This is a genomic window from Nocardia sp. CS682, assembly GCF_004634405.1.
Taxonomy (GTDB): Bacteria; Actinomycetota; Actinomycetes; order Mycobacteriales; family Mycobacteriaceae; genus Nocardia; species Nocardia ninae.
The window spans coordinates 2,901,182-2,926,662 of record NZ_CP029710.1 but is presented as its reverse complement, the minus strand read 5'-3'; the positions used below and the strand labels follow the sequence as shown (position 1 = coordinate 2,926,662).

The following is a 25,481-nucleotide window of genomic DNA, read 5'->3' as shown; positions in this document are numbered from 1 at the left end:
ACGGGCCAACGGCCGAGTGCCTCGTTATTGCATCGGTTTCCGGGCGGGTCAGCTCAGATGCTCGACGGCGTCCGTCAGGCTCGTCACCCGCTCGGTCGACTCGGGCAGGATCACCGAGTCCCAGCCCGGCCCGCCGACGAACACTCGTGCGCCCGCTTCCTGGCAGGCGCGCACCGCCGAGGTCAGCGCCGTCGATTCCTGCTGGGACCACAGCACCACCGAGGCGGGCTGCTCATGGCGCGCGAGACTGTCGGTCAGCGCGCTGGTCGGGACGTCCGCGCCGAGCATGTGCGCGCCGACTTCGCACTCGGCGAGAGCCGCGCGCAGTACTTCGAGTGGCAGCGCGTGCGTCTCGCCGCTGGTGCAGGCGAGGATCACCGGTTGCGGCACGGGCGCGTCGGGCGGCGGATTGGTGCGATGCAGCACCGAGGTGATGCACCACGACAGCAGATGCTCCACGTCGATGCAGCCTTCGCCCGCACCTTGGCGTGCGACGATGTCGGCGAATGCGGGGCGACACAACTGATCCCAGGTGTCCACCACACCGTAGGCGCGGAAGTGCGCCTCGAGATAGTTGGACACCGCACGTGTCTCCAGCGTGAAGGCCGCGGCGAGCAAGGGGAATCGGTCACCGAGCTGCGGCGCCGGGCCGCGCACCGCCGCTGCCGCGCCCGCCGGGCTCGCGCCGTCCTGGATCAGGGTCAGCATCCGCCCGAGCAGTGCGATGTCGGCCTCGGTATAGAGGCGGTGTTTGCCGGGGCGGTGCTGGGGCGGGCCGATGTTGTAGCGGCGGTTCCAGCTCCGCAGGGTCGCCGTGGGGATGCCGAGGCGCTCGGCGACCGCGCGGACCGTGTACCCGGCCGCGTCGGAAACGGGAGCGGAACCGGCGGACATCGCCCTATTCTGCCTGTTCCGGTTCGCCCGCTTCACCACGCCCGGGCGGCTGCGCATCGCGCGCGGCGTCCGGGGACCGGGTCTGGCAAACGGTCCTGTGTGACGGTCCGCCTCGTAGTTCTCGGCATCCTGAATCGCTTGTGCATCGTTATCGGCTACCATGGTCGGTGTCGTCGATTCCCGAGGAGTTCGCGTGACATCACGAACAAAGCGGTATCCCGTTCGCCTGCTCGTTGCTCTGGCTGGTCTGGCCGGCTCACTCTTGGCCGTGGGCGGTGCGCAGGCTGCCCCCGTCGCCGCACCGGCGCCGGTCCCGTCGCTGGACCTGAACCGGTACCTCGGTACCTGGAATCAGCTCGCGGCGGTCCCGCAGTACTTCAATCTGGTCTGTGCGCGCGATACCCAGGCCAACTATGCGCTCGACCCACAGGGCAACATCGCGGTGCGCAACACCTGCACCACCTGGACGAACACGAACAACGAGATCATGGGCACCGCGACGGTCAACGACCGGGCCACCGGTGCGCAGTTGCACGTCAGCTTCCCCGGGGTGCCCACCCAGGACCGGCTCGACGGGCCGACCAACTACATCGTGACCGCCCTCGGCCCGGATTACTCGTGGGCGCTCGTGACCAACCCGGAGCGGACGTCCGGCTTCGTGCTGGCCCGCGCACCGATGCTGGATTCGGCCGAATGGTCGCGGGTGCGCGCGGAAATCGTTGCGGCAGGCCAGGACCCGTGCCTGTACCTGACCTCGCCCAGCACCGGCGGCCGGACGGATATCGTCCCGCTCTGCACGCTCTGACCGAGTTCTCCGGCGCCCGCCAGGGTCGCGTCGACGGGGTCCAGCATTGAGCCGCCCGTGGCACCGTGGCGCCACCCTTGTGGGTGCCGGAGTGATTTGTCCCCGCACTGGCCGAAGAGGAGCAGATGACCGTCACCATCGCAGTGTTCACCCGTGACCTGCGGGTGCACGACAATCCGGTACTCACCGCCGCCCATCGCGAGGGCGCAGCGGTGGTACCGCTGTTCGTCATCGACGACGCCATCGCGGCCGGGCGTTTCGCCGCTCCGAACCGGGCGCGCTTCCTCGCCGCCGCACTGGGCGAGCTGGACGCCGAATTGCGGGCCATCGGTGGCCGGCTGGTGGTGCGGCGCGGCAATGTCGTAGACGTGGTTGCCGAGGTGGCGGCGCAGGTGCACGCCGACAGCGTGCACATCGCCGCCGATGTGAGCGGGTACAGCCGCAGGCGCGAACAGGCCCTGCGGGAACGCCTCGAAGAGCGCGGTTGCCTGCTGCACAGCCATGCCGCGACGATCACCGCCGCCGATCCCGAGGTGCTCGTCCCGTCCACCGGGCGGGATCATTTCGCCGTCTTCACCCCGTACTTCCGCCGCTGGTCCGAGGCGCATCAGCGCAAACCGTTCGGCAAGCCGCGCGAGCTCACCATGCCGCCGGTGGCCAGCGATCCGCTGCCCGAAGCCGAGCAACTCTGCGCGGGTCCGACCTCGCCGCAGCTCGCCGTGGGTGGCGAGACGACCGGGCGAAAGCTACTGCGGGACTGGCTGTCCGGGCCGATCGCGGGCTACGAGGACAACAATGACGATCTCGCCGCCGACGCCACCTCGCATCTGTCGCCGTATCTGCACTTCGGGTGCGTGTCGCCGGTGGAACTGGTGCATCGGGTGGACATGGCGACGCCGGGCGGGCATGCCTTCGCTCGGCAGCTCGCGTGGCGCGACTTCCACCATCAGCTGCTCGCCGCAAGGCCGGACGCCGCGTGGTCGGACTATCGGCCCCGGTCGGTCACCTGGCGCGATGATCCGCAGGCCGTCAAGGCCTGGCAGGACGGACGCACCGGCTACCCGGTCATCGACGCGGCCATGCGCCAATTGCAGGCCGAAGGGTGGATGCCCGGCCGTGCTCGGCTGATCGCCGCCAGCTTCCTGGCCAAATCGCTGCGGGTGGACTGGCGCATCGGGGCCGAGCACTTCCTGCACTGGTTGGTCGACGCCGACCTGGCGAACAATCAACTCAACTGGCAGTGGGTGGCAGGCACCGGCACCGACACCCGGCCGAATCGGGTGCTGAATCCGCTGCGCCAAGCCAAGCGCTACGACCCGGACGGCGACTATGCGCGCCGGTGGCTGCCCGAACTGGCGCACATCCCGGGCGCCGCCGTGCACACGCCGTGGCGCGAGAACGTCGATCCGAGCGTTTATCCGGCGCCGATCATCGAATGCGTCGGGATGTAGCGGCTGGATTTCGTCACCGAGATGACGCCACGGTCTTCCTAATCCTGGACGCCGGGTCTTGAATCGATATATCGAGGCTTGACCTTGCTCGAGGAAAGGGGCCTGTGATGATGGGCACCGTCGATATCGTGATCACCATCGGCCATGTAGTCGAAACTCTGCAACGAGCATTGCTTCTGCTCGTGCTCGGCGGTTGAGTACGCCGCGGGGCCCGGGTCAGGTTGTCGCACAGGCGGTTTGCTCGCGGGGCAAGGTGACCGTGAAGATGGCTCCCTCGCCCGGCTTGCTGTGCACCGTGACTCGGCCGCCGTGTGCCGCCACCAGCGCGTGCACGATCGAGAGGCCGAGGCCCGCGCCGCCGCTCGCCCGGTTGCGGGAGCTGTCGGTGCGGTAGAAGCGCTCGAAGACGCGGGCGGCGGCCTCGGGCGCGAGTCCGGGGCCGGAGTCGATCACGTCGAGGCGCACCTCGTCGCGAAACGGGGTGAGCCGCACGATGATCGCGGCCTGTGACGGCGTGTGTGCCAGGGCGTTGCCGAGCAGGTTGGCCAGGATCTGGCGCAGTCGTGGTTCGTCGCCGATCACCTCCGTCGTGCCCTCGCCCGGGTCGACCACCACGCCGATGCGTCGCTCGATCGTTGCGGGCGTTGGCTTTTGGCGTGCGGCCATGGCTTGGGCGTTGTGTACCGCATCACCGGCCAGTGCCAGCAGATCCACCGGTTCGCGCTCCAGCGGGCGCTTTTCGTCCAGGCGGGCCAGCAGCAACAGATCCTCGACGAGCAGGCTCATTCGTTCGGACTCGGACTCGATGCGGCCGATCACCATGGCGGCATCGGTGCTCGCGCCCTGCCGATACAGCTCGGCGAAGCCACGAATGGTGGTCAGCGGGGTTCGTAACTCGTGGCTGGCGTCGGCGACGAACCGGCGCATCGTGGCCTCGGAACGGCGGGCGGCCTCCTCCGACGCCTCGGTCGCCGCGACGCCGTACTGGATCCGGGCGAGCATCTCGTTCAACGAGCGGGCCAGATGATCGACCTCGGTATCCACGCCGCGGACCGGGACCCGCCGGTGCAGATCGCCGCCCGCGATGGCGGCCGCGGTGTCCTCCACCTCGCGCAGCGGCCGCAGGCTTCGCCGGATCACCAGGTAGCCGACCACGCCAAGGGCGATCAACGCCGCTGTGCCGGTGGCGATCTCGATGAAGATCAAGTGCGAGACCGTCTCCTGGTTGTCGGTCAGCGGCAGGCCGATGGTGGTCGAGCCGTACTGGTTCTCGGTGGTCAATACCCGCCAGTGCACCGACGAGCCGTCGGCCGAGTCGACCGTCGCCGGAGCGTCCCCGGACTGCTTCGCGAGATCCGGTATGCCCGAAGCGTTGCCGCCACCGGCGACCTCGAAGAACACCTGCCCGCCCGCGCTCTTGTGCAATTCGAAGAACCGGCGCGGTTGGTCGCCGGGCAACCGTGGCAGCGGGCCGGGAGCGTCCGCCGGAACCCATTGCACGGCACCGTCACTCGTGCGCACCTGCTTCATCGGCCGCGGCTGGGCCCACGACCGCGCCGCGTCGTAGAGCTGCTCGTCGGTGCGTTGGGTCAGCGATCGGCTCAACGCCGAAGTGACCGCCACCCCCGAGGCGAGCAGCGCCGCTGTGGTCAGCAGCAGCAACGCGATCACCAACCCGACCCGCAACGGAACCGACGCCACCCGCCGGGCCAACCGCGCCCGCGCGCTCATAGCCGTGCCCGGTAGAGCCGCCGACCAGCGCCGAAGTATGCGAGATCAGTACCGACCATGCGCCCATAATCGCCGCGCAACCGCTGTCCGCCCTGCGAGCGAGCTGGGGATTCCCTGTGAGCCCAGCGGAGGGGTGTCCGCGCCGCGCCGTTGCGATGCGGACACCCGGGCCGGTTGGCTCAGCTACCGATCGTCGGCGATACGGCGTAAAGACCTAGTACCCATTCGGTGGGCATATCACCCAACGAATTTTCACTCAACCCGGCAACCAGGTCCGACCAGGCCGAGTCCAGTTCCGGTCCTTGATCATTCGGCGGGCCGCCCGTTGGTTGCGCCCGATCAGCCGGTCGAGATAGAGGTGTCCGCTGAGGTGGTCGGTCTCGTGCTGGAGGCAGCGCGCGAAGTAGCCGGTTGCTTCGACCGTCACCGGGCGCCCGGTGACGTCGGTGCCGGTGACCCGTGACCAGTGCGCGCGTCCGGTGGGGTACCACTCGCCCGGCACCGACAGGCAGCCCTCGAGGTCGTCGTCGGGATCGGGCATGGTTTCGGGGAGCGATGAGGTTTCCAGGACCGGATTGACGACATGACCGCGGTGGCGAACCGAGGCATCCACGAGGTCGTAGACGAATACCGCCCGGCCGTCGCCCACCTGATTCGCGGCCAAACCCGCGCCATTGGCGGCTGTGTTGGTCTCGAAGAGATCGGCTACGAACGCCGCGAGTTCCGCGTCGAAGGTGGTGACCGGCGTGGCTCGGGTGGTCAATCGAGGGTCGCCCGCGATGAGTATTGGTCGAACAGCCATGCAAAACAGAGTACTCAAATGCGAGTAGTCGTGACAGACTAGGACGGTGAACGAGACCCGGTTGTTCGTGCTCGCCGCCCTCGCTAAGCGGGGCCCGATGCATGGCCATCAGCTGCGCCGCGATGCGCGTTTGGACCGCGCCGATCTCTGGTCTCGGGTGAAACCCGGGTCGCTGTACGGCGCCCTACATCGCATGGAGGACGAGAACCTGATCCGTCCGCTGCGCACCGAGCAGCAGGGTGGGTTGCCCGCGCGAACCGTCTACGAGATCACCGACGAAGGCCGCCGCGAACTCCGCGTCCTGCGCGACGAAGCCTTCACCGACGTCGAAATCCGCCCGGACGTAGTCGATCTCGCCCTGGCCGTCAGCGCCGAACTCGACCGCGAACTCCTGCGCGGCTACCTCGAGGACCGTATCGCCGCACTCCGCGCCCGCGCATCCCGAATCGAACACCAACTCGACCGCCGCTGGCCGGACCAGAGCGTGGTCGACGACCTGATCGTCGACCACGCCAGAATGCGCATCCAATCCGAAATAGACTGGCACGAAAAGGTTCTCGCCAACATCGACAAACTGGAGTCCACTCGCTGAGGGGAACTGATGGCCGAATTCCTGGTGCTGGTCAACGGATTGCCGGGCTCCGGTAAGACCACGCTCGGGCGATCGCTGGCCGCCGCGTTGAGGGCGGAGTTCTTGTCGAAGGACACCGTCAAGGAGGCGCTGGCGGACTGTGTTGTCGACGCCGATGCCATTCCCGAGTTGGGTGGCATCGCGATGGACGCGGTGTGGGCGTTGGCGCGGGCGATGCCGGGTGCCGTTGTCATCGACTCGTGGTGGTTCAAGCCGCGGGACTTGTCGTTTGCCGCAACGGGAATCGACATGTCCGGGGCTGATCGGGTCGTGGAGGTGTGGTGTGACGTCCCCGCCGAACTGGCGAAAGCTCGCTATGCGGGTAGGCGCCGGGCCGCGATACATCGGGACGAGCGGCGCCTTGTCAGTGACTGGGCGGTGTGGGCGGCGCAGGCCGAACCGCTCGACCTCGCGCCGACGGTTCGGGTGGATACGGCGCGGCCGGTTTGTGGTGCCGAGGTGGCGGTGGAGGTCGAGCGGGTGGCCGTTCGGTGGGCGCGCAGGTGAATCAGTGGCGGCGGATGCGGAGGATGTTGTCCTGGCGGGTTCCGGGTTCGCCTGCTGGGCCTGCGTGTTCGCGGTCGACGACCTCGTCGACTTCGACCGTCCATTCGGTGGGGGTGAGGTGCAGGCCCGCGAGGACTTCGGCGGTGGTGGGGAGGTGGATGTTGGGCGGGTCTTGGACCCAGGTTGGCCAGCCGGCGTGGCCGACGATGAGGAGCCGGCCGCCGGGGGCGACGGCGTCGGCGGCGCGGCGCAGGATCTTCTCGCGTTCGTCGGCCTGTGCCACGGGGGAGTGCAGGTATTGGGCGTTGACGAGGTCGAATTGTCCGTCGGGGAAGGAGTTCGCGAGATCGTGTTGCTGCCAGTCGATGTCGGTGCTGCCCTCGTCGGCGGCGTGGGCCCGCGCGCGGCCCAGCGCGGTCTCCGAGACGTCGACGGCGGTGACGCGCCAACCGCGTTGGGCCAGCCAGACGGCGTCGGCGCCTTCCGCACACCCGAGGTCCAGGGCGGAACCCGGTGGGACCGACTCGATCTCGCGGACGAGGAAAACATTGGGCAGGCCGGACCAGACGCGTTCACGCTCCTGGTAGAAGTGCTCCCAGTAACCGACCGTATCGTCGCCGTCGTATGGGGTCATATGGCTGCTGCCGTGGTTGTGTGTCTCGGTCATGAGCACCACGATCCACCCGCGAGGCTGTTCTGGCAAACTTCTTTGCTGATTCAGCAAAGGCTATTCGGTGGTAGTGTCGGTACCCGGCTTTTTCTCCAGCGAGGGCCTGTTCTCCTCGTCGAGCGCACGATCCTGTACGAGCATGGTCGCCCGCTGCTCGGCACCCCAGCCCGCGTATGCCTCGGTTCGCATCTTCTCCACCATGTGCGGGTAGTGCAGTTCGAAGGCCGGCCGTTCGGACCGGATCCGCGGCAGCTCGTAGAAGTTGTGCCGCGGCGGCGGGCAGGTGGTCGCCCATTCCAGCGAGTTCCCGTAACCCCACGGATCGTCCACGGTGACCACTTCGCCGTACCGGTAGCTCTTGAAGACGTTCCAGATGAACGGCAGCATCGACGCTCCGAGCACGAACGCGCCGATGGAGGAGACGGTGTTCAGCACGGTGAACCCGTCGCTGGGCAGATAGTCGGCGTAGCGGCGCGGCATCCCCTCCGAACCTACCCAGTGCTGCACCAGGAACGTGGTGTGGAAGCCGACGAAGGTCGTCCAGAAATGCAACTTTCCGAGCCGCTCGTCCATCAGCCGCCCGGTCATCTTCGGGAACCAGAAGTAGATGCCCGCGAACGTCGCGAACACGATGGTCCCGAACAGCACGTAATGGAAGTGCGCCACCACGAAATACGAGTCGGTGACGTGGAAGTCGAGCGGCGGGCTGGCCAGGATGATGCCCGACAGTCCACCGAACAGGAAGGTCACCAGGAAGCCGAGTGACCACAGCATCGGCGTCTCGAAGGTCAACTGCCCGCGCCACATCGTGAAGATCCAGTTGAAGAACTTCACGCCGGTGGGCACCGCGATCAAGAAGGTCATCAGCGAAAAGAACGGCAGCAGAACAGATCCCGTCGCATACATGTGATGGGCCCACACCGCCACCGACAGCGCGCCGATCGAGATCGTCGCGTACACCAGTGCGGTGTAACCGAACAGCGGTTTGCGGCTGAACACCGGGAAGATCTCGGTGACGATGCCGAAGAACGGCAGCGCCACGATATACACCTCGGGATGGCCGAAGAACCAGAACAGGTGCTGCCACAGGATCACGCCACCGTTGGCCGGGTCGTAGATGTGTGCGCCGAGATGGCGGTCGATCGCCAGCGCGAACAGCGCGGCCGTGAGGATCGGAAAGGCAAGCAGCACAAGGATGCTGGTGATCAAGATGTTCCAGGTGAAGATGGGCATCCGGAACATGATCATGCCGGGCGCGCGCAGGCAGATGATCGTGGTGATCATGTTGACGCCGCCGAGAATGGTGCCGAGGCCGGACAGGATCAGGCCCATGATCCACAGATCGCCGCCCACCCCGGGCGCGTGCTGGAAGTTGCTCAGCGGCGTGTACCCGGTCCAGCCGAAGTCGGCGGCGCCGCCGGGGGTGATGAACCCCGCGGTCGCGATGGTGGCCCCGAACAGATACAGCCAATAGCTGAACGCGTTGAGCCGTGGAAACGCGACGTCCGGCGCCCCGATCTGCAAGGGCAGCACGGCATTCGCGAAGCCGAAGACGATCGGGGTGGCGTAGAACAGCAGCATCAGGGTGCCGTGCATGGTGAACAGCTGGTTGTACTGCTCGGGCGAGAGGAACTGCATGCCGGGCCTGGCCAGTTCGCCGCGCATCAGCAGCGCCATCAGTCCGCCGATGAAGAAGAACGACATGGCCGAGACCAGATACATGACCCCGAGCACCTTCGGATCGGTGGTCGTGATCATCTTCCAGATGTAGGAACCCTTCGGCCCCATCCGTCGCGGATACGGTCGAACCGCCTGAAGTTGTTCGGTCTGCGTCACACTCATGGCCGTCGCCACCTCCGAACCGCCGTCCAGCTTCGGCCGGCGCGACCGGCCTGTCTCCACCAAACCATGTGACCGCCGTCTCATGTCAGGGATTGATCGACTTTGCCGAAGGTTCGCTTCGTCTGCCACCACGGACCGATGCGCGCCGCGCCGCCGGTGCGTACCGTGAGGGAATTCGACAGCACAGGCGGGGGCCACGATGAAGAGTTGGATCAGGTGGGCGATACTGCACGGCGGTCCGGGCGCGTTCCTCCGAATGCGGGCCCGCCGCGGCGATCCCGTGGCCGAGATCCTGGCGGGCCGACGGGCCGGACCGAACCCCTACCCGTTCGGTGACCGCGTCCGCGCGCAGGGCCGGCTGGTCCGGACGCCGTTCTCCTGGGTCTCCGCCGACCACGAAGTCTGCCGGAACATTCTGCGCGACAAAAACTTCGGCGTCACCCCGCCGGAGACGATGAACCTGCCCGGCCCCCTGCTGCGCCTGCTACGGGCCACCGATCCGAAGCTGGCGAACCCGGTGGAGCCACCGTCGATGCTGATGGTCGACCCGCCGGAGCACACCCGGTACCGCAAGCTCGTCGCGCAGGAATTCACCCCGCGCGCCGTCGCCCGCCTGCGCGATCGGATCGCCGAGGTGACCGACGAACTGCTGGCCGACCTGGCGACCCGCCCCGCCGCCGACCTGATCCAGGACTTCGCGCGGCTACTGCCGGTGGCGATCATCTGCGAAATCCTCGGTGTGCCGAAGGAAAAGGAGGCCGAGCTACTGGAACTCGGCCACGCGGGCGCGCCGCTGCTGGACGTCGGCATCTCCTGGCGTGCCTTCCGCCGCGCGATGGCCGCCCTGCGGGACAGTCAGGACTACCTCGAAGGGCACATCGAGCAATTGCGCGCCGATCCCGGCGACAACATCCTCAGCGAACTGACCGTCGGCGGCCTGCTGTCCAAGCCGGAATTGATGGCTACCGCCACGCTGGTCACCGGGGCGGGCTTCGAGACGACGGTCAACCTGCTCGGCAACGGCATCGTGGCATTGCACGAGAACCCGGATCAGCTGGACCTGCTGCGGGCCGAGCCGCACCGGTGGCCCGGCGCCGTCGAGGAGATCCTGCGCTACGACAGCCCCGTGCAGATGACCGCGCGAATCGCGTTGTGCGACAGGGAGATAGCCGGTCACAAGATCGCGCGCGGCGAGATGGTGTCGCTGCTGCTCGGCGCCGCCAACCGCGACCCGGCCGTCTTCGCCGACCCCACGCGATTCGACGTGACCAGACCCAACGCGAAGGACCACCTGTCGTTCAGCAGCGGCGTGCACGCCTGTCTGGGCGCCAGCCTGGCCAGGACCGAGGGCGTGATCGCCCTGTCCGCGCTGTACGAGCGCTTCCCCGGGCTGCGGCTCACCGGCCCGCCCGAGCGCCGCGGGCTGGTCAATCTCCGTGGCTATCAACGGATACCGGCCGCGCCGGGATTGCCCGCGGCCAGTAGGACCGTCTGATCCCGCTCAGCAGTCGAGCGGGTCGCGCACCAGCATGCCCTCGACCGCGCGCAACCGGTCGCTCATGGTCGACAGCAGATCGATGGAGTCGTGCGAGAGCCCGACCACGGTGTACATCAGCCTGCGCAGCCGGGGGCTGTCCAGCGCGCGCACCACGGTCAGGTCGTAGTCGGTATCGATAGGTCGGACGAGCTGGTCGAGATCCACGGCGCGGTACTCACAATCGGTCATCTGGCCCCCTGGGACCATTGTGGGCGCGCTGGGCCGCGCGCCTGGGTGTTGTGGCGCAGACGAGTCCTACCGGATGCTGCGACACACACCGCATCCACTTCGTCGCTGCGCCGACCCGGAACGTTTCGTGCACTGGGCTGGACAATACGAACGTAAACGGCAACCGCGCACCGATCCGGCGTGAAACGATGGATTCGGCCGAACACATGCCGATCCGGTGAGGGGCCCGATATGGGGAATCTCGATGACAAGGTAGCGGTGATCACCGGCGGTGCCCGCGGGCAGGGTCGTGCTCATGCGGTCGCGCTGGCGGCGGCGGGCGCGGACGTCGTGGTCTGCGATATCGCCGAGCAGATCGCGAGCGTGCCGTATGCGATGAGCGCCGAGGACGATCTGGCCGAGACGGCCAAGCTGGTCGAGGAGACCGGCCGCCGCTGCGTGCCGCTCAAGGCCGATGTGCGAAGTCAGACGGAGATGAACGCGGTCGCCCAGCGCGCCATCGATGACTTCGGTCACATCGACATCCTGATCGCCAATGCCGGCATCGCGTCCAACGCGCCGATCGCCGAGATGGGCGACGAGATGTGGCAGGACATGATCGACACCAATCTCAACGGTGTCTTCCACAGCATCCGAGCGGTGCTGCCGCACATGATCGAACGCCGCTGGGGCCGCATCGTGGCCACCTCCTCCATCGTGGCCCGGATGGGCGTGCGCAACGCCGGTCACTATGCGGCCGCGAAATGGGGTGTGGTCGGTCTGGTCAAGTCGGTGTCGCTGGAGGTGGTGGAGTACGGGATCACCGTCAACGCGGTGCTGCCCGGCGGTGTGGACACCGACATGATCCAGAATCCGGCGATGTATCGACTGATGCTGCCGGACAAGGAGAATCCCACCAGGGAAGACGTGATGGAGATGTTCGCCTCCGGCCCGCCGAACGGTGATCTGATCGCGCCGGACGAGGTCGCCGACGCGGTCTTGCTGCTGGTGTCCGAGCACGGGCGGCACTTCAACGGCGAGGCACTGACGATCTCCGGCGGAATCAGCGCCAACACCGTCTGAGCCGCGACCTCCACCATCCACGAAATGTGACCTGCATCGCAGTCGGGTCGGCGCTGGAACTTTCCCGCCGCCGCGGCCGACCGGTCAGCGAGGCCTGGTTCAGGGGCAACTTTCGTACTCGAGGATGGTGGACGGCAACGTGCAGGTGAAACGCTCGACAGTCCACCTCGTCTGGCTGGTCGCGGCGGCCGTTCTGCTCGCGCTTGTCATCGGCTCGGTGGTGGAAGCGGGTGCGGCGCCGTACCGGGCGGCCGGAACCGCCTATCCCGGTTTCGCCGACGTGCTCGCGTACGTGGTGCTGCGCGTTGCCGCCGCGCTGGCGGGGGCGACCGCCTTCGGCGCCCTGGTCTATGCGGTGTGCTGTACCGCGGTCACCGGCCGCGGCCGCCTCGACGTCGACGGTTACTCCGGCCTGCGTCTGGCCGAGCGGGCCGGTGCGGTGTGGCTGGTGTCGGCGCTGGCGCTGATTCCGGTGACCGCCGCGAATGTGGGCGGGTTGACCGTCTCCAGTCTCTTCCGGCTCGGCGCGCTCGGTCCGCTGATCGACGCCAGCGAAAAGCCGAAGGCGTGGATCGTGGTCGCCCTGCTCGCCGCAGTGGTGACGCTCGGTGCTCGAATGATGTTGTCCTGGAACGGGGCAGCGGTGCTCATGCTGGTGGCCGCCGTCGGCGTACTGCCGCCGGCGATGGTGGGCAACGCGGGGGAGGGGCCGAATCACGACTACGGCACCGGCGCGATGATCATCTTCCAGCTCGCGGTGTCGGTGCTGCCCGGACTGCTGTGGTGCGTCGCGGAACACCTGCGGCGCAACGGGTCACACGGTCGCACCGCGGTACATCGCGGTGCGACGATCACTCTGCTGTGCTTGACGGCGGCGACCCTCAGCGGCGTCGTGCTCTGGCTGATCCTGCTGCCCTGGTCGGATGTGCTCGGTACCGGGTACGGGCGGCTGGCACTGGTGGTGGCCGCGGTAGGCGTCGACCTCGCGCTGACGATGCGCGTGGTGCTACGCCACCGGCAACCCGGCCCCCGCACTGCCTTCCTGATCGCTTCCGGCGGAGCGCTTTCCGCGATAGCACTCGGCGCGACGGTAGCCATGGCGGTACAGCCCGCTCCGGCCTTCGCCGACCGGTCGTTCACCGCGCAGCAGGTCTTCCTCGGCTTCGACCTGTTCGACCGGCCGAACCTGCTGCGGCTGATGACGCTGTGGCGCTTCGACATCGTGCTCGGCACCGCCGCGGTGGCCGCGATCGTGCTGTACGCGCTGGGCGTGCTGCGGTTGTGGCGGCGCGGCGACGAGTGGTCGAAGTGGCGCACCATCTCCTGGATCAGCGGTTGTGTGGCGCTGCTGATCGCGACCTCCTCGGGCATCGGCACCTACGGTTTCGCGATGTTCAGCATGCACATGATCACGCACATGGCCTTGAACATGTTCGTGCCGGTGCTGCTGGTGCTCGGCGCGCCGGTGACCCTGCTGCTGCGCGCGGTCCCGGCGGCCAAGCGCGGCGAGGTGCACGGTGTTCGCGAATGGGTACTCGCGCTGCTGCATTCGCGACCGACCGCGGTGATCGCCCACCCCGCGACCGCTCTGTCGTTGTTCGTGATCTCGCTCTACGGCTTGTATTTCACGCCGCTGTTCGAGAGCCTGATCCGCTACCACTGGGGGCACGTGCTGATGAACGTGCACTTCCTGATCGTCGGCTACCTGTACTACTGGGGCATCATCGGCATCGACCCCGGCCCGCGCAGGCTGCCGCATCTGGGCAGGCTCGGCATGTTGTTCGCGGTCATGCCTTTTCACGCTTTCTTCGGTGTCGCGGTGATGTCGATGAACACCGTCATCGGGTCGCGCTTCTACACCAACCTGCAACTGCCGTGGCGGATCGACCTGCTCGCCGACCAGCGCGTCGGCGGCGGCATCGCCTGGGTCTCCGGCGAGATCCCGATCCTGCTCGTGGTCGGCGCGCTGCTCACCCAGTGGGTGGCCCAGGACCGCCGCACCGCGGTGCGCACCGACCGCAAGGACGACGACTACGGCGACTCCGATCTCGCCGCGTACAACGCCATGCTGGACCAACTGGCCCAGTCCCGTCGTTGACGCCTTGCCGAGGGCGCGGCTAGCGATCGAAGCGAACTCGCCGCAGCCGCAAGCTGTTCGAGACCACGAAGAACGACGAGAACGCCATGGCCGCCCCGGCGATCAGCGGATTGAGGAAGCCGAGCGCGGCCACCGGGATGGCGATCACGTTGTAGCCGAAGGCCCACACCAGGTTTCCCTTGATGGTGCGCAAGGTGGCATGCGCCAGCTCGATGGCGTCGGCCACGGCGCCGAGGTCCTCGCGCACCAGGATGACGTCGGCGGCCGCGATCGCGACATCGGTGCCCGCGCCGATGGCCATGCCGAGGTCGGCGGTGGCCAGCGCCGCGCCGTCGTTGATGCCGTCGCCGACCATCACTACGCGCCGCCCCTGCTCCTGCATGCGGGCGATCAGCTCGACCTTGCCCTCCGGAAGCAGCTCGGCGACAACCTCATCGATGCCGATCTCGTCGGCCACCGACTGCGCCGCGTAGGCGTTGTCGCCGGTGAACATCATGACCCGCAGCCCGAGCCGCTGCAGCCGGGCGATCGCGGCGGCCGCGGTGTCCTTGACGGTGTCGGCCACCGCGAGCACCGCGACGACCGCACCGTCCACGGCGACCAGCACCACGGTGCGCCCGCAGCGTTCCTGGTGCCGGACAGTGCGATTCAGGTCCTGCGGGATGCCGATGCCCTGATCGTCGAACAGTCGCGCTCGGCCCACCAGCACGCGGCGGCCGTCCACCGTGCCGCGGGCACCCAATCCCGGTAGTGCCTCGAAGGATTCGACGGTGGGCAATTCCTCGACCACGTCGCGGGCGTGGCGGGTGATCGCCGCGGCCACCGCGTGTTCGGACGCCGCCTCCACCGCACCGGCCAGGCGCAGCACCTCCGCCGTGCGGAACGGTTCGCGCTCGGTCACCGCGACCACGCTCATCGCGCCGTTGGTGACGGTGCCCGTCTTGTCCAGCACGACGGTGTCGACGTCGCGGGTGGCTTCCAGCGCCTGATGTCCCTTGATGAAAATGCCCAGCTGCGCACCGCGTCCCGAGGCCACCATCAGTGCGGTCGGGATGGCCAGGCCCAGTGCGCAGGGGCACGCCACGACCAGGACCGCCAACGCGGCCGCTGCCGCCCTGTCCGCGCCGGCACCGGTGACCAACCAGGTCACGAAGGTCACGGCCGTCAGGACGAAGACGAACGGAACGAACACCGCCGACACCCGATCGGCGATCCGCTGCATGCGCGCCTTGCCGGTCTGTGCCTGTTCGACCAGCCGGATCATTCCGGACAGCTTCGTATCCGCCCCTACTGCAGCGGCTTCCACGATCAAGCGTCCGGTGAGCGCGGTGGTGCCGCCGATCACCGCCATGCCCGCTGTCACGTCGACCGGGAGGGATTCACCGGTCATCGCACTGGCGTCGACGCTCGATTCACCCGCTACGACAAGGCCATCGGTGGCGATGGTCTCACCCGGGCGCACCACGAAGCGCTGCCCTTCCACGAGTTCGCCGATGGGCACGCGTAATTCGCGGTCGTCGCGGGTCAGCACGGTGACCTCGCGGGCGCCGAGCGCGGCCAGCGCACGCAGCGCACTGCCCGCCGAGCGCTTGGCCTTCGCCTCGAAATACCGCCCCGCCAGCACGAATGCGGTGACACCCGCGGCCACCTCGAGGTAGATCGCGTCACTGGCCCAGACCGCCGCCCAGACCCCGTCGGGGGCGGGCCCGGAACGGTTGGGGTGCAGGAACATGGTGTCCAGCGACCACAGCGTCGCGGTGAGCACGCCGACCGAGACCAGGGTGTCCATGCTGGCCGCACCGGCCTTGGCATTGGCGAAAGCCTTGCGGTGGAACGGCGCCGCCGACCACACCACGACGGGCAGCGCGAGCACGGTGAGGATCAGCTGCCAGCCGGTGATCCGGGTGGCCGGGATGGTGGCGAACATCACCGAGAGGTCGGCCAGCGGGAAGAACGCCATCAGCGCGACGACCAGCCGCCGCAGCAGATCGCTGACCTGCGCGTCCTCCGGTGTCGAACGGATCGTCTCGGCGCGGTCGCTGACCGGCGACGCCCCGAAGCCGGTGGCCTCGACCTCGGCGCACAGCTGCTCGGCGGTCAGCTCACCGACCGCGTCGATCGTCGCGATGCCCGTCGCGTAGTTCACCGACGCGGTGACCCCGTCGATCTTGTTGAGCTTGCGTTCCACCCTGGTCGAACAGGCCGCACAGCTCATGCCGGTGACGGCGAGGGAGATGCGGTTCGGCGAGTCGGGTCGAGTGATCGGGTCGAGCTCGATGGTCATGAAAGTCCGTTCATCACGCGGCGGGATCCTGGGTCGAACGAAGGTGACGGGTGCGCCTGCCGAGCTGGGCGCCCGGCGGCAGGACCAGATCGGTGGGGACCCGGTCGCTGGTCGGTGGCGAGGTGTCCGGGCGGCGGGTCCGGTGCACGACCACGACCAGCACCAGCGCGATCACGAGCAGGCCGTGCGAGAGCACCCTGGAAACCGGCACCACACCGGAGTACAGGTCGGACACTACGAACGCGCTCAACGCGGCGACCAGCACGCCCAACACCGGAAGCACGCCCGAGGCGGCCTGCGGCCGCAGCGCGCAGTAGAGGAATCCGACGCCGATGGCCAGGCTCCACGCGGTGCTCTCGTTGAGCAGGTGGCGGGTCATCTCGGCGGCGTGGTGGTGGCTCATGCCGAAGTCGAACCCGGCCAGTTGGGCCAGCGCCAACGCGCACTGCACGACACCGAGCAGGCCGAGCAGCACACGGGCGGAAACGGTGCGCGAGGTCGGCACGGCGGCGCGCAGCCTGGACAGCCGCGACGGCTGCGGCAGCTCCAACTCGGCGGCGGCGAAGATCGCGCCGGTCAGGTCCGGCGCGTACGACGAGCCGCCGCGCAATCGCTTCGAGGTCTCCACCGCGGCGACGTACCAGGAACAGCACTCGGCGCACTGCTCCAGGTGCTCGTCCACCCTGGCCGCGGGAACGATTTCGCGCTCGCCGTCGATCCGGGCCGACAGCGCCGTCCGGCACACTTTGCACTCCACGTCCAGATTGTCGTCTATCCGGACACCGAAGTTCCCGCAGGTTGTCTTCGGTGGCCTCCGTCACCGCGCCCGCCGCGGTGACGCGGTTTACGGTCACCGGGCCGGTCTCTCGCTGCGGTAACCGCCGGTTATTGTCGACACCATGCCGACGCCCGCCGAGGATGACGAGACGACCCGCCTGGCACTGGCGGCGGCGCGCGGCGACCGGCGGGCACTGGAAGCCTTCATCCGGGCCACCCAGAAAGACGTGTGGCGACTGCTCGCCCATTTGACCGAGGTCGGCCGGGCCGACGACCTGACCCAGGAGACCTACCTGCGCGCCCTCGGCAGCATCAAGCGCTTCGAGGGCCGCGCCAGCGCGCGCACCTGGCTGCTGTCCATCGCGCGCCGCGTCGTGGTCGATCAGGTGCGGATGGCGGTGGCCCGGCCGAAGATCGCGCACGGCGTCGACTGGGCCGCGGCGGCCGACCGGCAGGTGCCGCGCCGGGACGGGCTGGCCGAGATCGTTGAGCTCAATCTGCTGCTCGACGACCTGGCGCCGGAGCGGCGCGAGGCGCTGGTGCTCACCCAGGTGCTCGGGCTGTCCTACGCGGAGGCGGCGGCGGTGTGCGGCTGCCCGGTGGGCACGGTGCGTTCGCGGGTGGCGCGGGGCCGCGAAGATCTGGTGGCCGCAACCCGATTCGGCGGCAGGCGCCGCGCGCACGGCTGAGGCCGTCACAGCTCAGCCAAAGGGTTTGCGGCGTAATGCAATCGGATGACGCCGTCGGCGTGCCTCGTCGCCGTGGCGTGCACGCCGAACACCTCGCGGAGTAGTTCCGGCGTCATCACCTCGAGCACCGCGCCCGCCGCGACGACGCCGCCGCGGTCGAGCACGACCAGCCGGTCACAACAGCGGACGGCCAGGTCGAGTTCGTGCAGCACCGCGAGCGTGGTGATGCCGGTGGACCGGATCAGGTCGAGCAGTTCGAAGCGGGCCCGGACGTCGAGATGGTTGGTCAGTTCGTCGAGCACCAGCAGCCGTGGTTGTTGCGCGAGGGCTCGGGCGAGCAGGACGCGCTGACGTTCGCCGCCGGACAGCGAACCTACGGTGCGGTCGGCGTAGGCGGTGACGCCGGTGCGCGCCATGGCGTCCGCGACGGCCCGGTGATCGGCCGCGGTGTCCCGGCTGAACAGGGTGTGATGTGGATTGCGGCCGAGGCCGACCACTTCGGCGACGGTCGATTCCGGTGCGCCGGAACCGTTCTGGAGTACGGCTGCGGTTGTCTGTGCCGCCGTGCGGATCGACATCCCGGTGATGTCGGCATCATCGATCGCGATGATGCCGGTGGCGGGTTGGAGTGATCGATAGACGGTGCGCAGCAGCGTGGTCTTGCCGCTGCCGTTGGGGCCGACCAGGCCGACGACCGTGCCGGGCGGGGCATGCAGGGTCACCTTGTCCAGGACTGTCGCGTCCCCGAACGTGACACTCACTCCGGCAACCGACAATTCGGCCGAGGCGCTCATGCCGGTCCACCGTTGCGGCGCAGCAGCCAGAGGAAGAACGGTGCGCCGAACGCGGCGGTGAAGATACCGAGCGGCAACTCGTTGGGCGCGTCGACGGTACGCGAAAGCAGGTCTACCGCAACCAGATACGCGGCACCGATCAGGGCAGACAGCGGCAGCACCCGTCGATGGTCCAGGCCGAAGCCGAGCCGGACCAGATGCGGAATCAGCAAGCCGACGAAGCCGATACCGCCGGCCACCGCGATCAGGACGCCCGTCAGCAGCGAGGCCAGCACCAGCAGGGTGATCCGGAGCGTGCGCACATCGACACCCAGCGCGGTGGCCTGCTCGTCGCCGGTGCCAAGCACATTGAGCCTGCGGCCGAAGGCGAGCACGACGGTTACGGTCACCAGCACCACCACGGTCACCGGTCCGAGCCGGTCCCAGCTTGCTCCGGCGACGCTGCCCATCGTCCAGAACAGCACTGCCCGTAGCTCGTTCGGTGTGGCCCGCAATTGCAGGTAGTTGGTGGCGGCGAGCAGGAGGTAGCCGACCGCGACACCGGCCAGCACCAGCCGGGTGGGCACCAGGGTGCCGCGTTGCTGCCCGAGCAGGAACACCACCGCGATGGTCGCCACCGCGCCGCAGAAGGCCGCGGCGCTCACCCCGATCCCGCCGAGCACGCCCCCCGTCGTGACGATCACGGTCACCGCGCCGAGCGAAGCACCGGAGGACAGTCCGAGGACATACGGGTCGGCCAGTGGATTGTTCACCAGCGCTTGCAGAATCACGCCCGCCACCGCGAGACCGCAGCCGCACAGCGCGGCCAAGAGTACTCGGGGGAGTCGATAGTGCCAGACGATCTGGTCGACGGTGAAGCCGACATCCGGTGTCTTGCCGGACAAATGGGCCAGGATCACTCGGCCGGTGTCGGCGATCGAGACGGTGACCGCGCCCGCGGCGATCGACAGCAGCATCACGGCGAGCAGCACCGCGGCCGAGATCGCGAGCACGATCGGCAACGGTGTCCTCGCCAACGGGGCACGGGTGGTGGCGCGAGTCATCGGAACTGCTCGGGGTGCACCAGGGTCGCGATGCGCCGCACCGCGACGTCGTTGCTCGGGCCGAGGTAGATCGAATCCGACAGCACCGCATAGTTTTCGGTCCGTGCGGCCGCCCACTGCGGGAACTGCGCGAGGATGCGTTTGGCGACCGCGTCGATATCGGGGCTGCGGTAGTTGACCACGACGAGCCCATCGATGGGCGTCACCGCGAGTTGTTCTTTGCTGATCGTCACGAACGTCGTGCCATCGTCGCGATCGAACGGGTTCACCGCGCCCGCCTTGCCGATCACGTCGTTCCAGATGCCGCCCGCCGCGATGGCGGAGAAGTCCGAGGAATCGCCCATGCCCATGCCGGGGAAGACGAGCAGCACATTCCTCTTCGGTTGCCCGGCGACCTGGTTCACCGTCTCGGCGATCGCACGCGTCGAGTCGGCGATCAGCCGTTCGGCCCGGCCCGGCACATCGAAGATGGTGCCGAGATCGCGCAGCAGCGCGTAGCTGTCCTCGATCGTCGGCGTGCCGGTGACGGCACCGGTCACGCTACAGTTCGCGCGGGGCACATAGGTATTGGCGCCCGCGGCGGCCAGCTCATCACGGGTCGCGAAACCCTGGTCGGCGGCGAAACCGCCGCCGCCGGTGGATATCACCAGGTCGGGGTGCTGGTTCAGCATCGCTTCGCGCGGGATGTCCTGAAGGCTGTTCGGCGTGATCCGACCGGTCGGCAACGCGTCGATCGCGGCGGCCCGGCCCGGTACGTCGGAGGCGCCGTAGGACTGGGCGTTGGCCACCACCCGGTCGGCGACACCCAGCGCGAGCAGTGCGGATACCTCGCCGACGGAACCACCGTTCATCACGACGACGCGCTTCGGCGCCTCGGTGAAGGTGTAGGTCTTGCCGCAATTATCCAGGGACACCGGGTATTTGGTGACACCCTCGGTGGCCGCCGCGGACGGCCTGTTGTCCGCCGCGTCGGTGACCGTGGTCGTGCAGCCGGTCACGGCGAGGGTGCTTGCCGCGAGTGCCAGCAGCAGCGCGCGTTTCGTCAGCATGGGTGCCTCTTCGATCGTTGCGCCGCCACAGCCGGTGGCGGAGGAAGGAAACGGGTGTCGATCAGGTAGTCGATCCCGGCGCGCAGCGGGGCGGCGGGATCCGGTTGCGGGAGTACGGGATCGAGTGCGGCGGCGGAGTTGTCATGCCCGTAGCTGACGGGGACACCGGGGGAAGTGAGGTGTGCGGCGTGCGCGCGGGCGATGGTCAGTGCATGGTCATCCTGCGCGGACGCCTGGTCCGCCATAGCGGTCAACCGGGCGTGCCAGGTCGGGCCGGGGATTTCGGTGATCGGATAGCCGCGGTCACGCAGTGCGTCGATGACTGCGGCGAATGGCAGCGGGCGGCGGCTGGTCAGGTGGTAGGTGGGGGCCGTCGGCCGGTGGGCGACAAGGTGGGTGATGGCGGCGGCGACCCAGTCCACCGGCACCAGATCGACGGTGCCCGCGTCGTAACTCTCGGCCGGGACGGCCGCGAGCACGACCATCGCGCGGATCAGGCTCCAGAACGCGTCGTCCTGGCCGGAAACGCCGGTCACCGAGTGGCCGCCGATGCGGCCGGGCCGGTACACCGTGACCGGTACGCCGCGGTCGGCGGCGGCGTACGCCAGACCCTCCGCCACCCACTTGCTCGCGACATATCCGTTGTGCGGCAACGATGTCGCCGCTACCCGTCGGTCTTCGGGGAGGACCGGTGGGTTGCCGTCGACGGCGAATGCGGTGTCGACGGAGGACACGAAGTGGACCGGTTTGGTCGTGCCGGTGGTCGCGAGACGCAGAATGCGTTCGGTGCCTTCGACATTCGCCGACCGAAGTCGGGAGTACGGCTCGAAGTGGTGGACTCGGGCGCCGTTGTGGACGATCACATCGATGGTGTCGGCCAGCTGTAGGTAATGCATCGGCGAAAGGCCTAGCCGGGGGAGAGTGAGGTCTCCCGCGATGGCCGTGACCCGGTTCCCTGGCGGGCGATCGAGACCGTAACGCGTGCAGCCAGATTCGATGCGGCGCAGTGCCGCGGCATCATCGTCTGCGCGGACCAGGCAGTACACCTGAAAGTCGGTACGTTCGAGGAGGGCAGCGAGCAAGAACGCGCCCAGAAACCCGGTCGCGCCGGTCAGCAACACCGCGTGCGGCTGTGTTTGTGGTTCGCCGGTCGCCCGGATGGCGTCGTCGAGCCGGGTGTCCGCTTCGAGATCCGCTGCGGTCCAAGATAACCCGCTGTTCTGGCCGGATTCGAGGCGTTCGGCGAGCCCGGCGACGGTGGGTGTGTCGAACATGGCGCGCAGGTCCCACCGCACTCCGAAGGCCTCCCGGACACCGTTGAGCACCCTTGCCGCCCGCAACGAATGCCCGCCGCGGGCGAAGAAATCGTCATCGATGCCCACCGACGCGACCTCGAGTGCCTCGGCGAACAAGCGGGCCAGCGCGCGTTCGGTGGGCGTGCGCGGGGTTCGGTCGGTCGGTAAGTTGTCCGGCGGTGCAGGCAAGGCGGCTCGATCCAACTTTCCGTTCGTGGTGTGCGGCAGGCGATCCAGCGAGACATAGACCGACGGCACCATGTAGTCGGGTAGCCGACCGGCCAGGTGTGTGCGGAGGTGCTGCGCGTCGGGCGCACCCGCGCCGGGCGTGGGCACCACATAAGCGACAAGGACTTCGCCGTGGATACGCACCGCGGCCGCGCCGACCTGCGGGTGTGCGATGAGCGCGGCCTCTACCTCGCCGACCTCGATGCGGTAGCCGCGCAACGACATCTGTTCGTCGCCGCGGCCCAGATACTCCAGATGGCCGTCGGTGTGCCACCGCACCAGATCGCCGGTGCGGTAGAGACGGCTGCCGTTCGCGTCGAACGGATCGGCCACGAATCGCGTTGCGGTAGCGGCAGGCGCACCGAGATACCGCTGCCCGACCGGCATCCCGCCGACGTACAGCTCACCGACGACCCCGGGCGGCACCGGCTGCAGGCGTCGATCCAGGACGTGGCAGCGGCCGTTGGTGACGGGAGAACCGATCGATGGTGCGGAGTGTGTGGCGAGGGTGGCCCAGGTGGCATCGACAGTGCATTCCGTTGGGCCGTACAGGTTGTAGACCGAGATGCCCGGCTCGGCTCGGAGCGCGGTCCACAAGGCCGGATCGGCCGCTTCGCCGCCCAGCGCCAGCACCCCCGGACGATATGCTCCGGCGTAGAGCCCGGCGGCCAGCAGTTCGCGCGTGAAAGTTGGTGTGACATCGAGGAAGTCGATGCGCTGCGCTTTGATGTAGCGCACCAGGCGGTCGGGGTCGCGGCGTAGGTCGTCATCGATGAGATGCAGCTCGTGTCCCGCGAGCAGCCAGAACAACCCTTCCCAAGCGGTGTCGAAGGTCATCGATGCGGTGAGTGCCGCCCGCATCCGCCGCCCACCTCGTGCCGCCACTGCGGGCTCGATGAGGTGCTCGCGATGGTGGTGGTACAGGTTCACGACCGAGTCGTGTGAAATCACCACGGCCTTGGGAGTTCCGGTGGTGCCCGAAGTGTGGACTACCCAGGCCGGGTGCTCGGGATGCAGGCGGAGCGGGGGGTGAGCGTGCGGAACTACCGGTAGGCCACCGTCATCCAGCACGACGCACCGGTCGCGTAGTGCGGCGGGAATCTTCGTGGCCAGCGCGGTCATGGTCACGACGGCACTGAGCTCGGTTCCCTCGACCAAGCCATCCAGGAGCATCGCCAATCGCGCGTCCGGCTGTCCGGAGTCGAGTGGGACATAGGTTGCACCGCTGGCGAGTACGGCGAACAGCGCCGCGATCGCATCGGTGGTGCGAGGAAGCAGCACCGCCACGGCGTGACCAGGGCGAGTGCCCACTGCGGTCAGTGCAGCGCGCAATAGCTCTGTCCGGCTGTCGAGTTCGGCATAGGTGAGCATCTGCCGAGTGCCGCCGGCACCGGTGGCCACGAGCGCCGTATCCGTCGGGGTGCGGTCTACCTGGGCGGTCAGCAAGTGATGCACCGTGCTGTCGTGCCGAGCACGTTCGGGACCGCTGCTGTTGGCACGCAGCCACTCTCGTTCCCCGGGCAGGAACAGATCGACCGCAGCGAGGGGCCGATCGGGCTCCGTCAGGAGGCGTCGGAGAAACGTCGTGAAACGCTGGAGATGCGTGGCCAGCTCCGCCGCCGTGTACGAGCTCGGATGGCCATCGAGATACAGCGCCGGCCCGGCGCCATCCATCCGGTCGTAGAGGTTGAAGACCAGGTCGTCGATCATGCCCGCGGTGACATTGCGGACCGTGCTGGTGCATGCACCGAAGCGCAGGTCGTAGTCGAACAGCATGATGTTGACCGACGGGCCGTACATACTGCGGTCGCTGCCGACCAAGCCGAGGTCGCGGCGCACCTGCTCGCTGCGGTAGCGCTGATGACGGCGGCTGCGGACCAGCTGCCGCGCGACCTGGCCGGTCAGCTCGGTCAGCGTCGGGTCGTCCGCGAGATCGGCCCACAGGGCCACACCGTTGAGCGTCATGCACGGCACTCGCAACGCGGGCGTCCCGGTACGCAACATCACCGGTAGCGCGAGACACACTTGCGCGGTGCCGGTCATCCGGTGCAGGTATGCGGCGACCGCCGCGATGAACACGTCGGTCCAATTGGCACGTGCGGCCTGTGCGACGCTGCGCAGCAGCGCGACGATCTCGGAATCGAGCGTGGTGAACTCTCGGAGTGCTTGGCCCGCAGCGGAAGTCGTCCGCGATGCGGCACCGGACAAGGTGACCGGCGCCGGGCGATCGCGGAGGTAGTCGAGCCAGAAGGTGCGATCGCGGTCGAGCTCGGGGGATACGGCATACGCGAGATCGGCCGCCACCACCGCATCCCAATCGCCGAATGCATAAGGCGGCGAAGTTGTTCCGGCTACCGACGCGGTGTACAGCTCGGCAACCCGGCGTGCGATCAGCGCCATGCCATAGCCATCGAGCAGGATGTGGTGCACCCGGTGATACCAGAGCGTCCGTCGTGCATCGAGCCGGAACACGATGTGCGCGAAGAGCACATCATCGGTCAGGCTCACCGGCTGCGAGACATCCCGATCCATCAGCGCGAGCGCCGCGCGCAACGGATCCGGCTCGCCCGAAACATCGACCACCTGAACAGCCCAGTCGGGTGATGCCGCGATCTGCCGAGGACCGTCCTCGACGAACCGAATGTGCAACGCCGCAGCCTCATCGACCACCGCCTGAATCGCGGCAATCAGCGCCTCGAGCACGATCGGTCCTGAAATCTCGACGTACTCGGCGATATTGAAGACCGCTGCGGCCGGATCGAGCTGTTGGCCGAGCCAGACACCGAGCTGTGCGGCGGTCAACGGTCGCGCGGCCGAACCCACGGCCGCCTCGGTTCCGTCGATTGCTCGGGCACGTGCGCTCACGGCGCACACCGTGGGGCGAGCAGCGGCCACCAGGCGGCGAGGGTGGGGTTCTCGGCCAGGTCCACGAAAGCCGGTGCGGCGCCGCGGGACTTCCACCGATCGATCAAGCCGATCAGCCGCACCGAATCGAGTCCGGCGGCGAACAGATCGTCGGTGTCGCTCAATTCGTGCGGTTCGAGATACAGCACGTCGGCGATGTCCGCGCGCACGCTGTCGTAGGTGAGTGGTTCCATCGCGC

21 protein-coding genes are annotated in these 25,481 nt (G+C 68.2%); 8 read left to right on the top strand and 13 right to left on the bottom strand.

The window, feature by feature from the left end; translation table 11 throughout:
* Window positions 1–48: 48 nt before the first annotated feature.
* On the bottom strand, window positions 49–894 hold the full coding sequence (locus tag DMB37_RS13170) for a MerR family transcriptional regulator (RefSeq protein ID WP_135232948.1): 846 nt from the start codon (window positions 892–894) through the stop codon (window positions 49–51).
* 193 nt (window positions 895–1,087) lie between these two features.
* On the opposite strand from DMB37_RS13170, the gene DMB37_RS13165 reads away from it, so the two are divergent.
* Together DMB37_RS13165 and DMB37_RS13160 are read left to right on the top strand one after the other, a co-directional pair.
* Entirely contained in the window at window positions 1,088–1,699 is a 612-nt protein-coding gene (locus DMB37_RS13165) for a lipocalin family protein (RefSeq protein WP_370465370.1), read from the top strand.
* 125 nt (window positions 1,700–1,824) lie between these two features.
* Window positions 1,825–3,150: a deoxyribodipyrimidine photo-lyase gene (locus tag DMB37_RS13160; RefSeq protein ID WP_135232946.1), complete on the top strand. Its 1,326-nt coding sequence runs from the start codon at window positions 1,825–1,827 to the stop codon at window positions 3,148–3,150.
* Between the two features lie 216 nt (window positions 3,151–3,366).
* Here DMB37_RS13160 and DMB37_RS13155 read toward each other — a convergent pair whose 3' ends face one another.
* The gene (locus DMB37_RS13155; RefSeq protein ID WP_135232945.1) at window positions 3,367–4,881 is read right to left on the bottom strand and encodes a cell wall metabolism sensor histidine kinase WalK; all 1,515 of its coding nucleotides are present in this window, start codon (window positions 4,879–4,881) and stop codon (window positions 3,367–3,369) included.
* A gap of 256 nt (window positions 4,882–5,137) precedes the next feature.
* Window positions 5,138–5,683, bottom strand: a complete 546-nt coding sequence (locus DMB37_RS13150; protein ID WP_135232944.1) for a peptide deformylase — start codon at window positions 5,681–5,683, stop codon at window positions 5,138–5,140.
* A 46-nt stretch (window positions 5,684–5,729) separates the two neighbouring features.
* On the opposite strand from DMB37_RS13150, the gene DMB37_RS13145 reads away from it, so the two are divergent.
* Both DMB37_RS13145 and DMB37_RS13140 read left to right on the top strand, forming a co-directional pair.
* A complete protein-coding gene (locus tag DMB37_RS13145) occupies window positions 5,730–6,275 on the top strand; it encodes a PadR family transcriptional regulator (protein WP_135232943.1) in 546 nt (181 codons plus the stop codon).
* Window positions 6,276–6,284: 9 nt separating this feature from the next.
* Window positions 6,285–6,821, top strand: coding sequence for an AAA family ATPase (locus DMB37_RS13140; RefSeq protein WP_135232942.1), 537 nt, complete (start codon window positions 6,285–6,287; stop codon window positions 6,819–6,821).
* Window position 6,822: 1 nt separating this feature from the next.
* Here DMB37_RS13140 and DMB37_RS13135 read toward each other — a convergent pair whose 3' ends face one another.
* Window positions 6,823–7,455 (bottom strand): class I SAM-dependent methyltransferase, encoded by a 633-nt coding sequence (locus tag DMB37_RS13135; RefSeq protein ID WP_370465407.1) that lies wholly within the window; start codon window positions 7,453–7,455, stop codon window positions 6,823–6,825.
* A gap of 93 nt (window positions 7,456–7,548) precedes the next feature.
* Window positions 7,549–9,333 carry a cytochrome c oxidase subunit I gene (ctaD, locus tag DMB37_RS13130; protein ID WP_135232940.1) on the bottom strand — a complete coding sequence of 595 codons (1,785 nt, stop codon included), beginning with the start codon at window positions 9,331–9,333 and terminating at the stop codon, window positions 7,549–7,551.
* A 199-nt stretch (window positions 9,334–9,532) separates the two neighbouring features.
* On the opposite strand from ctaD, the gene DMB37_RS13125 reads away from it, so the two are divergent.
* On the top strand, window positions 9,533–10,828 hold the full coding sequence (locus DMB37_RS13125) for a cytochrome P450 (RefSeq protein WP_135232939.1): 1,296 nt from the start codon (window positions 9,533–9,535) through the stop codon (window positions 10,826–10,828).
* A 6-nt stretch (window positions 10,829–10,834) separates the two neighbouring features.
* On the opposite strand, the gene DMB37_RS13120 is transcribed toward DMB37_RS13125, so the two are convergent.
* On the bottom strand, window positions 10,835–11,059 hold the full coding sequence (locus tag DMB37_RS13120) for a hypothetical protein (RefSeq protein WP_135232938.1): 225 nt from the start codon (window positions 11,057–11,059) through the stop codon (window positions 10,835–10,837).
* Between the two features lie 231 nt (window positions 11,060–11,290).
* Here DMB37_RS13120 and DMB37_RS13115 point away from each other — a divergent pair, with 231 nt between their 5' ends.
* Entirely contained in the window at window positions 11,291–12,121 is an 831-nt protein-coding gene (locus DMB37_RS13115; protein WP_135232937.1) for a mycofactocin-coupled SDR family oxidoreductase, read from the top strand.
* A 124-nt stretch (window positions 12,122–12,245) separates the two neighbouring features.
* Window positions 12,246–14,219 (top strand): cytochrome c oxidase assembly protein, encoded by a 1,974-nt coding sequence (locus DMB37_RS13110; RefSeq protein WP_135232936.1) that lies wholly within the window; start codon window positions 12,246–12,248, stop codon window positions 14,217–14,219.
* A gap of 19 nt (window positions 14,220–14,238) precedes the next feature.
* Here the strand turns inward: DMB37_RS13110 and DMB37_RS13105 are convergent, their stop codons facing one another.
* Both DMB37_RS13105 and DMB37_RS13100 read right to left on the bottom strand, forming a co-directional pair.
* The gene (locus DMB37_RS13105) at window positions 14,239–16,503 is read right to left on the bottom strand and encodes a cation-translocating P-type ATPase (protein ID WP_135232935.1); all 2,265 of its coding nucleotides are present in this window, start codon (window positions 16,501–16,503) and stop codon (window positions 14,239–14,241) included.
* Window positions 16,504–16,516: 13 nt separating this feature from the next.
* Window positions 16,517–17,260, bottom strand: a complete 744-nt coding sequence (locus DMB37_RS13100; RefSeq protein WP_167768833.1) for a zf-HC2 domain-containing protein — start codon at window positions 17,258–17,260, stop codon at window positions 16,517–16,519.
* A gap of 142 nt (window positions 17,261–17,402) precedes the next feature.
* On the opposite strand from DMB37_RS13100, the gene sigC reads away from it, so the two are divergent.
* Complete coding sequence (gene sigC / locus DMB37_RS13095; protein WP_135232933.1) at window positions 17,403–17,969, top strand: RNA polymerase sigma factor SigC; 567 nt, start codon at window positions 17,403–17,405, stop codon at window positions 17,967–17,969.
* Window positions 17,970–17,974: 5 nt separating this feature from the next.
* Here sigC and DMB37_RS13090 read toward each other — a convergent pair whose 3' ends face one another.
* The 5 genes from DMB37_RS13090 to DMB37_RS13070 are packed head-to-tail and all read right to left on the bottom strand — an operon-like array spanning window position 17,975 to window position 25,476.
* The gene (locus DMB37_RS13090) at window positions 17,975–18,763 is read right to left on the bottom strand and encodes an ABC transporter ATP-binding protein (protein ID WP_135232932.1); all 789 of its coding nucleotides are present in this window, start codon (window positions 18,761–18,763) and stop codon (window positions 17,975–17,977) included.
* A complete protein-coding gene (locus DMB37_RS13085) occupies window positions 18,760–19,806 on the bottom strand; it encodes an iron ABC transporter permease (protein ID WP_135232931.1) in 1,047 nt (348 codons plus the stop codon). Before DMB37_RS13085 ends, DMB37_RS13090 begins: the two co-directional genes overlap by 4 nt.
* Window positions 19,803–20,855 (bottom strand): ABC transporter substrate-binding protein, encoded by a 1,053-nt coding sequence (locus DMB37_RS13080; RefSeq protein ID WP_135232930.1) that lies wholly within the window; start codon window positions 20,853–20,855, stop codon window positions 19,803–19,805. Before DMB37_RS13080 ends, DMB37_RS13085 begins: the two co-directional genes overlap by 4 nt.
* On the bottom strand, window positions 20,849–25,243 hold the full coding sequence (locus DMB37_RS13075; protein ID WP_167768832.1) for a non-ribosomal peptide synthetase: 4,395 nt from the start codon (window positions 25,241–25,243) through the stop codon (window positions 20,849–20,851). The genes DMB37_RS13080 and DMB37_RS13075 overlap by 7 nt, the downstream gene beginning before the upstream one ends.
* Window positions 25,240–25,476, bottom strand: a complete 237-nt coding sequence (locus DMB37_RS13070) for a phosphopantetheine-binding protein (RefSeq protein ID WP_135232928.1) — start codon at window positions 25,474–25,476, stop codon at window positions 25,240–25,242. The genes DMB37_RS13075 and DMB37_RS13070 overlap by 4 nt, the downstream gene beginning before the upstream one ends.
* Window positions 25,477–25,481: the final 5 nt, after the last annotated feature.

Bases quoted from the DNA above. Each gene is read 5' to 3' on its own strand.
- ctaD (WP_135232940.1), bottom strand. From the start codon at position 9,333: ATGAGTGTGACGCAGACCGAACAACTTCAGGCGGTTCGACCGTATCCG.
- DMB37_RS13115 (WP_135232937.1), top strand. From the start codon at position 11,291: ATGGGGAATCTCGATGACAAGGTAGCGGTGATCACCGGCGGTGCCCGC.
- DMB37_RS13140 (WP_135232942.1), top strand. From the start codon at position 6,285: ATGGCCGAATTCCTGGTGCTGGTCAACGGATTGCCGGGCTCCGGTAAG.
- DMB37_RS13105 (WP_135232935.1), bottom strand. From the start codon at position 16,503: ATGACCATCGAGCTCGACCCGATCACTCGACCCGACTCGCCGAACCGC.
- DMB37_RS13085 (WP_135232931.1), bottom strand. From the start codon at position 19,806: ATGACTCGCGCCACCACCCGTGCCCCGTTGGCGAGGACACCGTTGCCG.
- DMB37_RS13160 (WP_135232946.1), top strand. From the start codon at position 1,825: ATGACCGTCACCATCGCAGTGTTCACCCGTGACCTGCGGGTGCACGAC.
- DMB37_RS13070 (WP_135232928.1), bottom strand. From the start codon at position 25,476: ATGGAACCACTCACCTACGACAGCGTGCGCGCGGACATCGCCGACGTG.
- DMB37_RS13170 (WP_135232948.1), bottom strand. From the start codon at position 894: ATGTCCGCCGGTTCCGCTCCCGTTTCCGACGCGGCCGGGTACACGGTC.
- DMB37_RS13150 (WP_135232944.1), bottom strand. From the start codon at position 5,683: ATGGCTGTTCGACCAATACTCATCGCGGGCGACCCTCGATTGACCACC.
- DMB37_RS13090 (WP_135232932.1), bottom strand. From the start codon at position 18,763: ATGAGCGCCTCGGCCGAATTGTCGGTTGCCGGAGTGAGTGTCACGTTC.
- DMB37_RS13110 (WP_135232936.1), top strand. From the start codon at position 12,246: ATGGTGGACGGCAACGTGCAGGTGAAACGCTCGACAGTCCACCTCGTC.
- DMB37_RS13125 (WP_135232939.1), top strand. From the start codon at position 9,533: ATGAAGAGTTGGATCAGGTGGGCGATACTGCACGGCGGTCCGGGCGCG.
- DMB37_RS13155 (WP_135232945.1), bottom strand. From the start codon at position 4,881: ATGAGCGCGCGGGCGCGGTTGGCCCGGCGGGTGGCGTCGGTTCCGTTG.
- DMB37_RS13120 (WP_135232938.1), bottom strand. From the start codon at position 11,059: ATGACCGATTGTGAGTACCGCGCCGTGGATCTCGACCAGCTCGTCCGA.
- DMB37_RS13080 (WP_135232930.1), bottom strand. From the start codon at position 20,855: ATGCTGACGAAACGCGCGCTGCTGCTGGCACTCGCGGCAAGCACCCTC.
- DMB37_RS13135 (WP_370465407.1), bottom strand. From the start codon at position 7,455: ATGACCCCATACGACGGCGACGATACGGTCGGTTACTGGGAGCACTTC.
- sigC (WP_135232933.1), top strand. From the start codon at position 17,403: ATGCCGACGCCCGCCGAGGATGACGAGACGACCCGCCTGGCACTGGCG.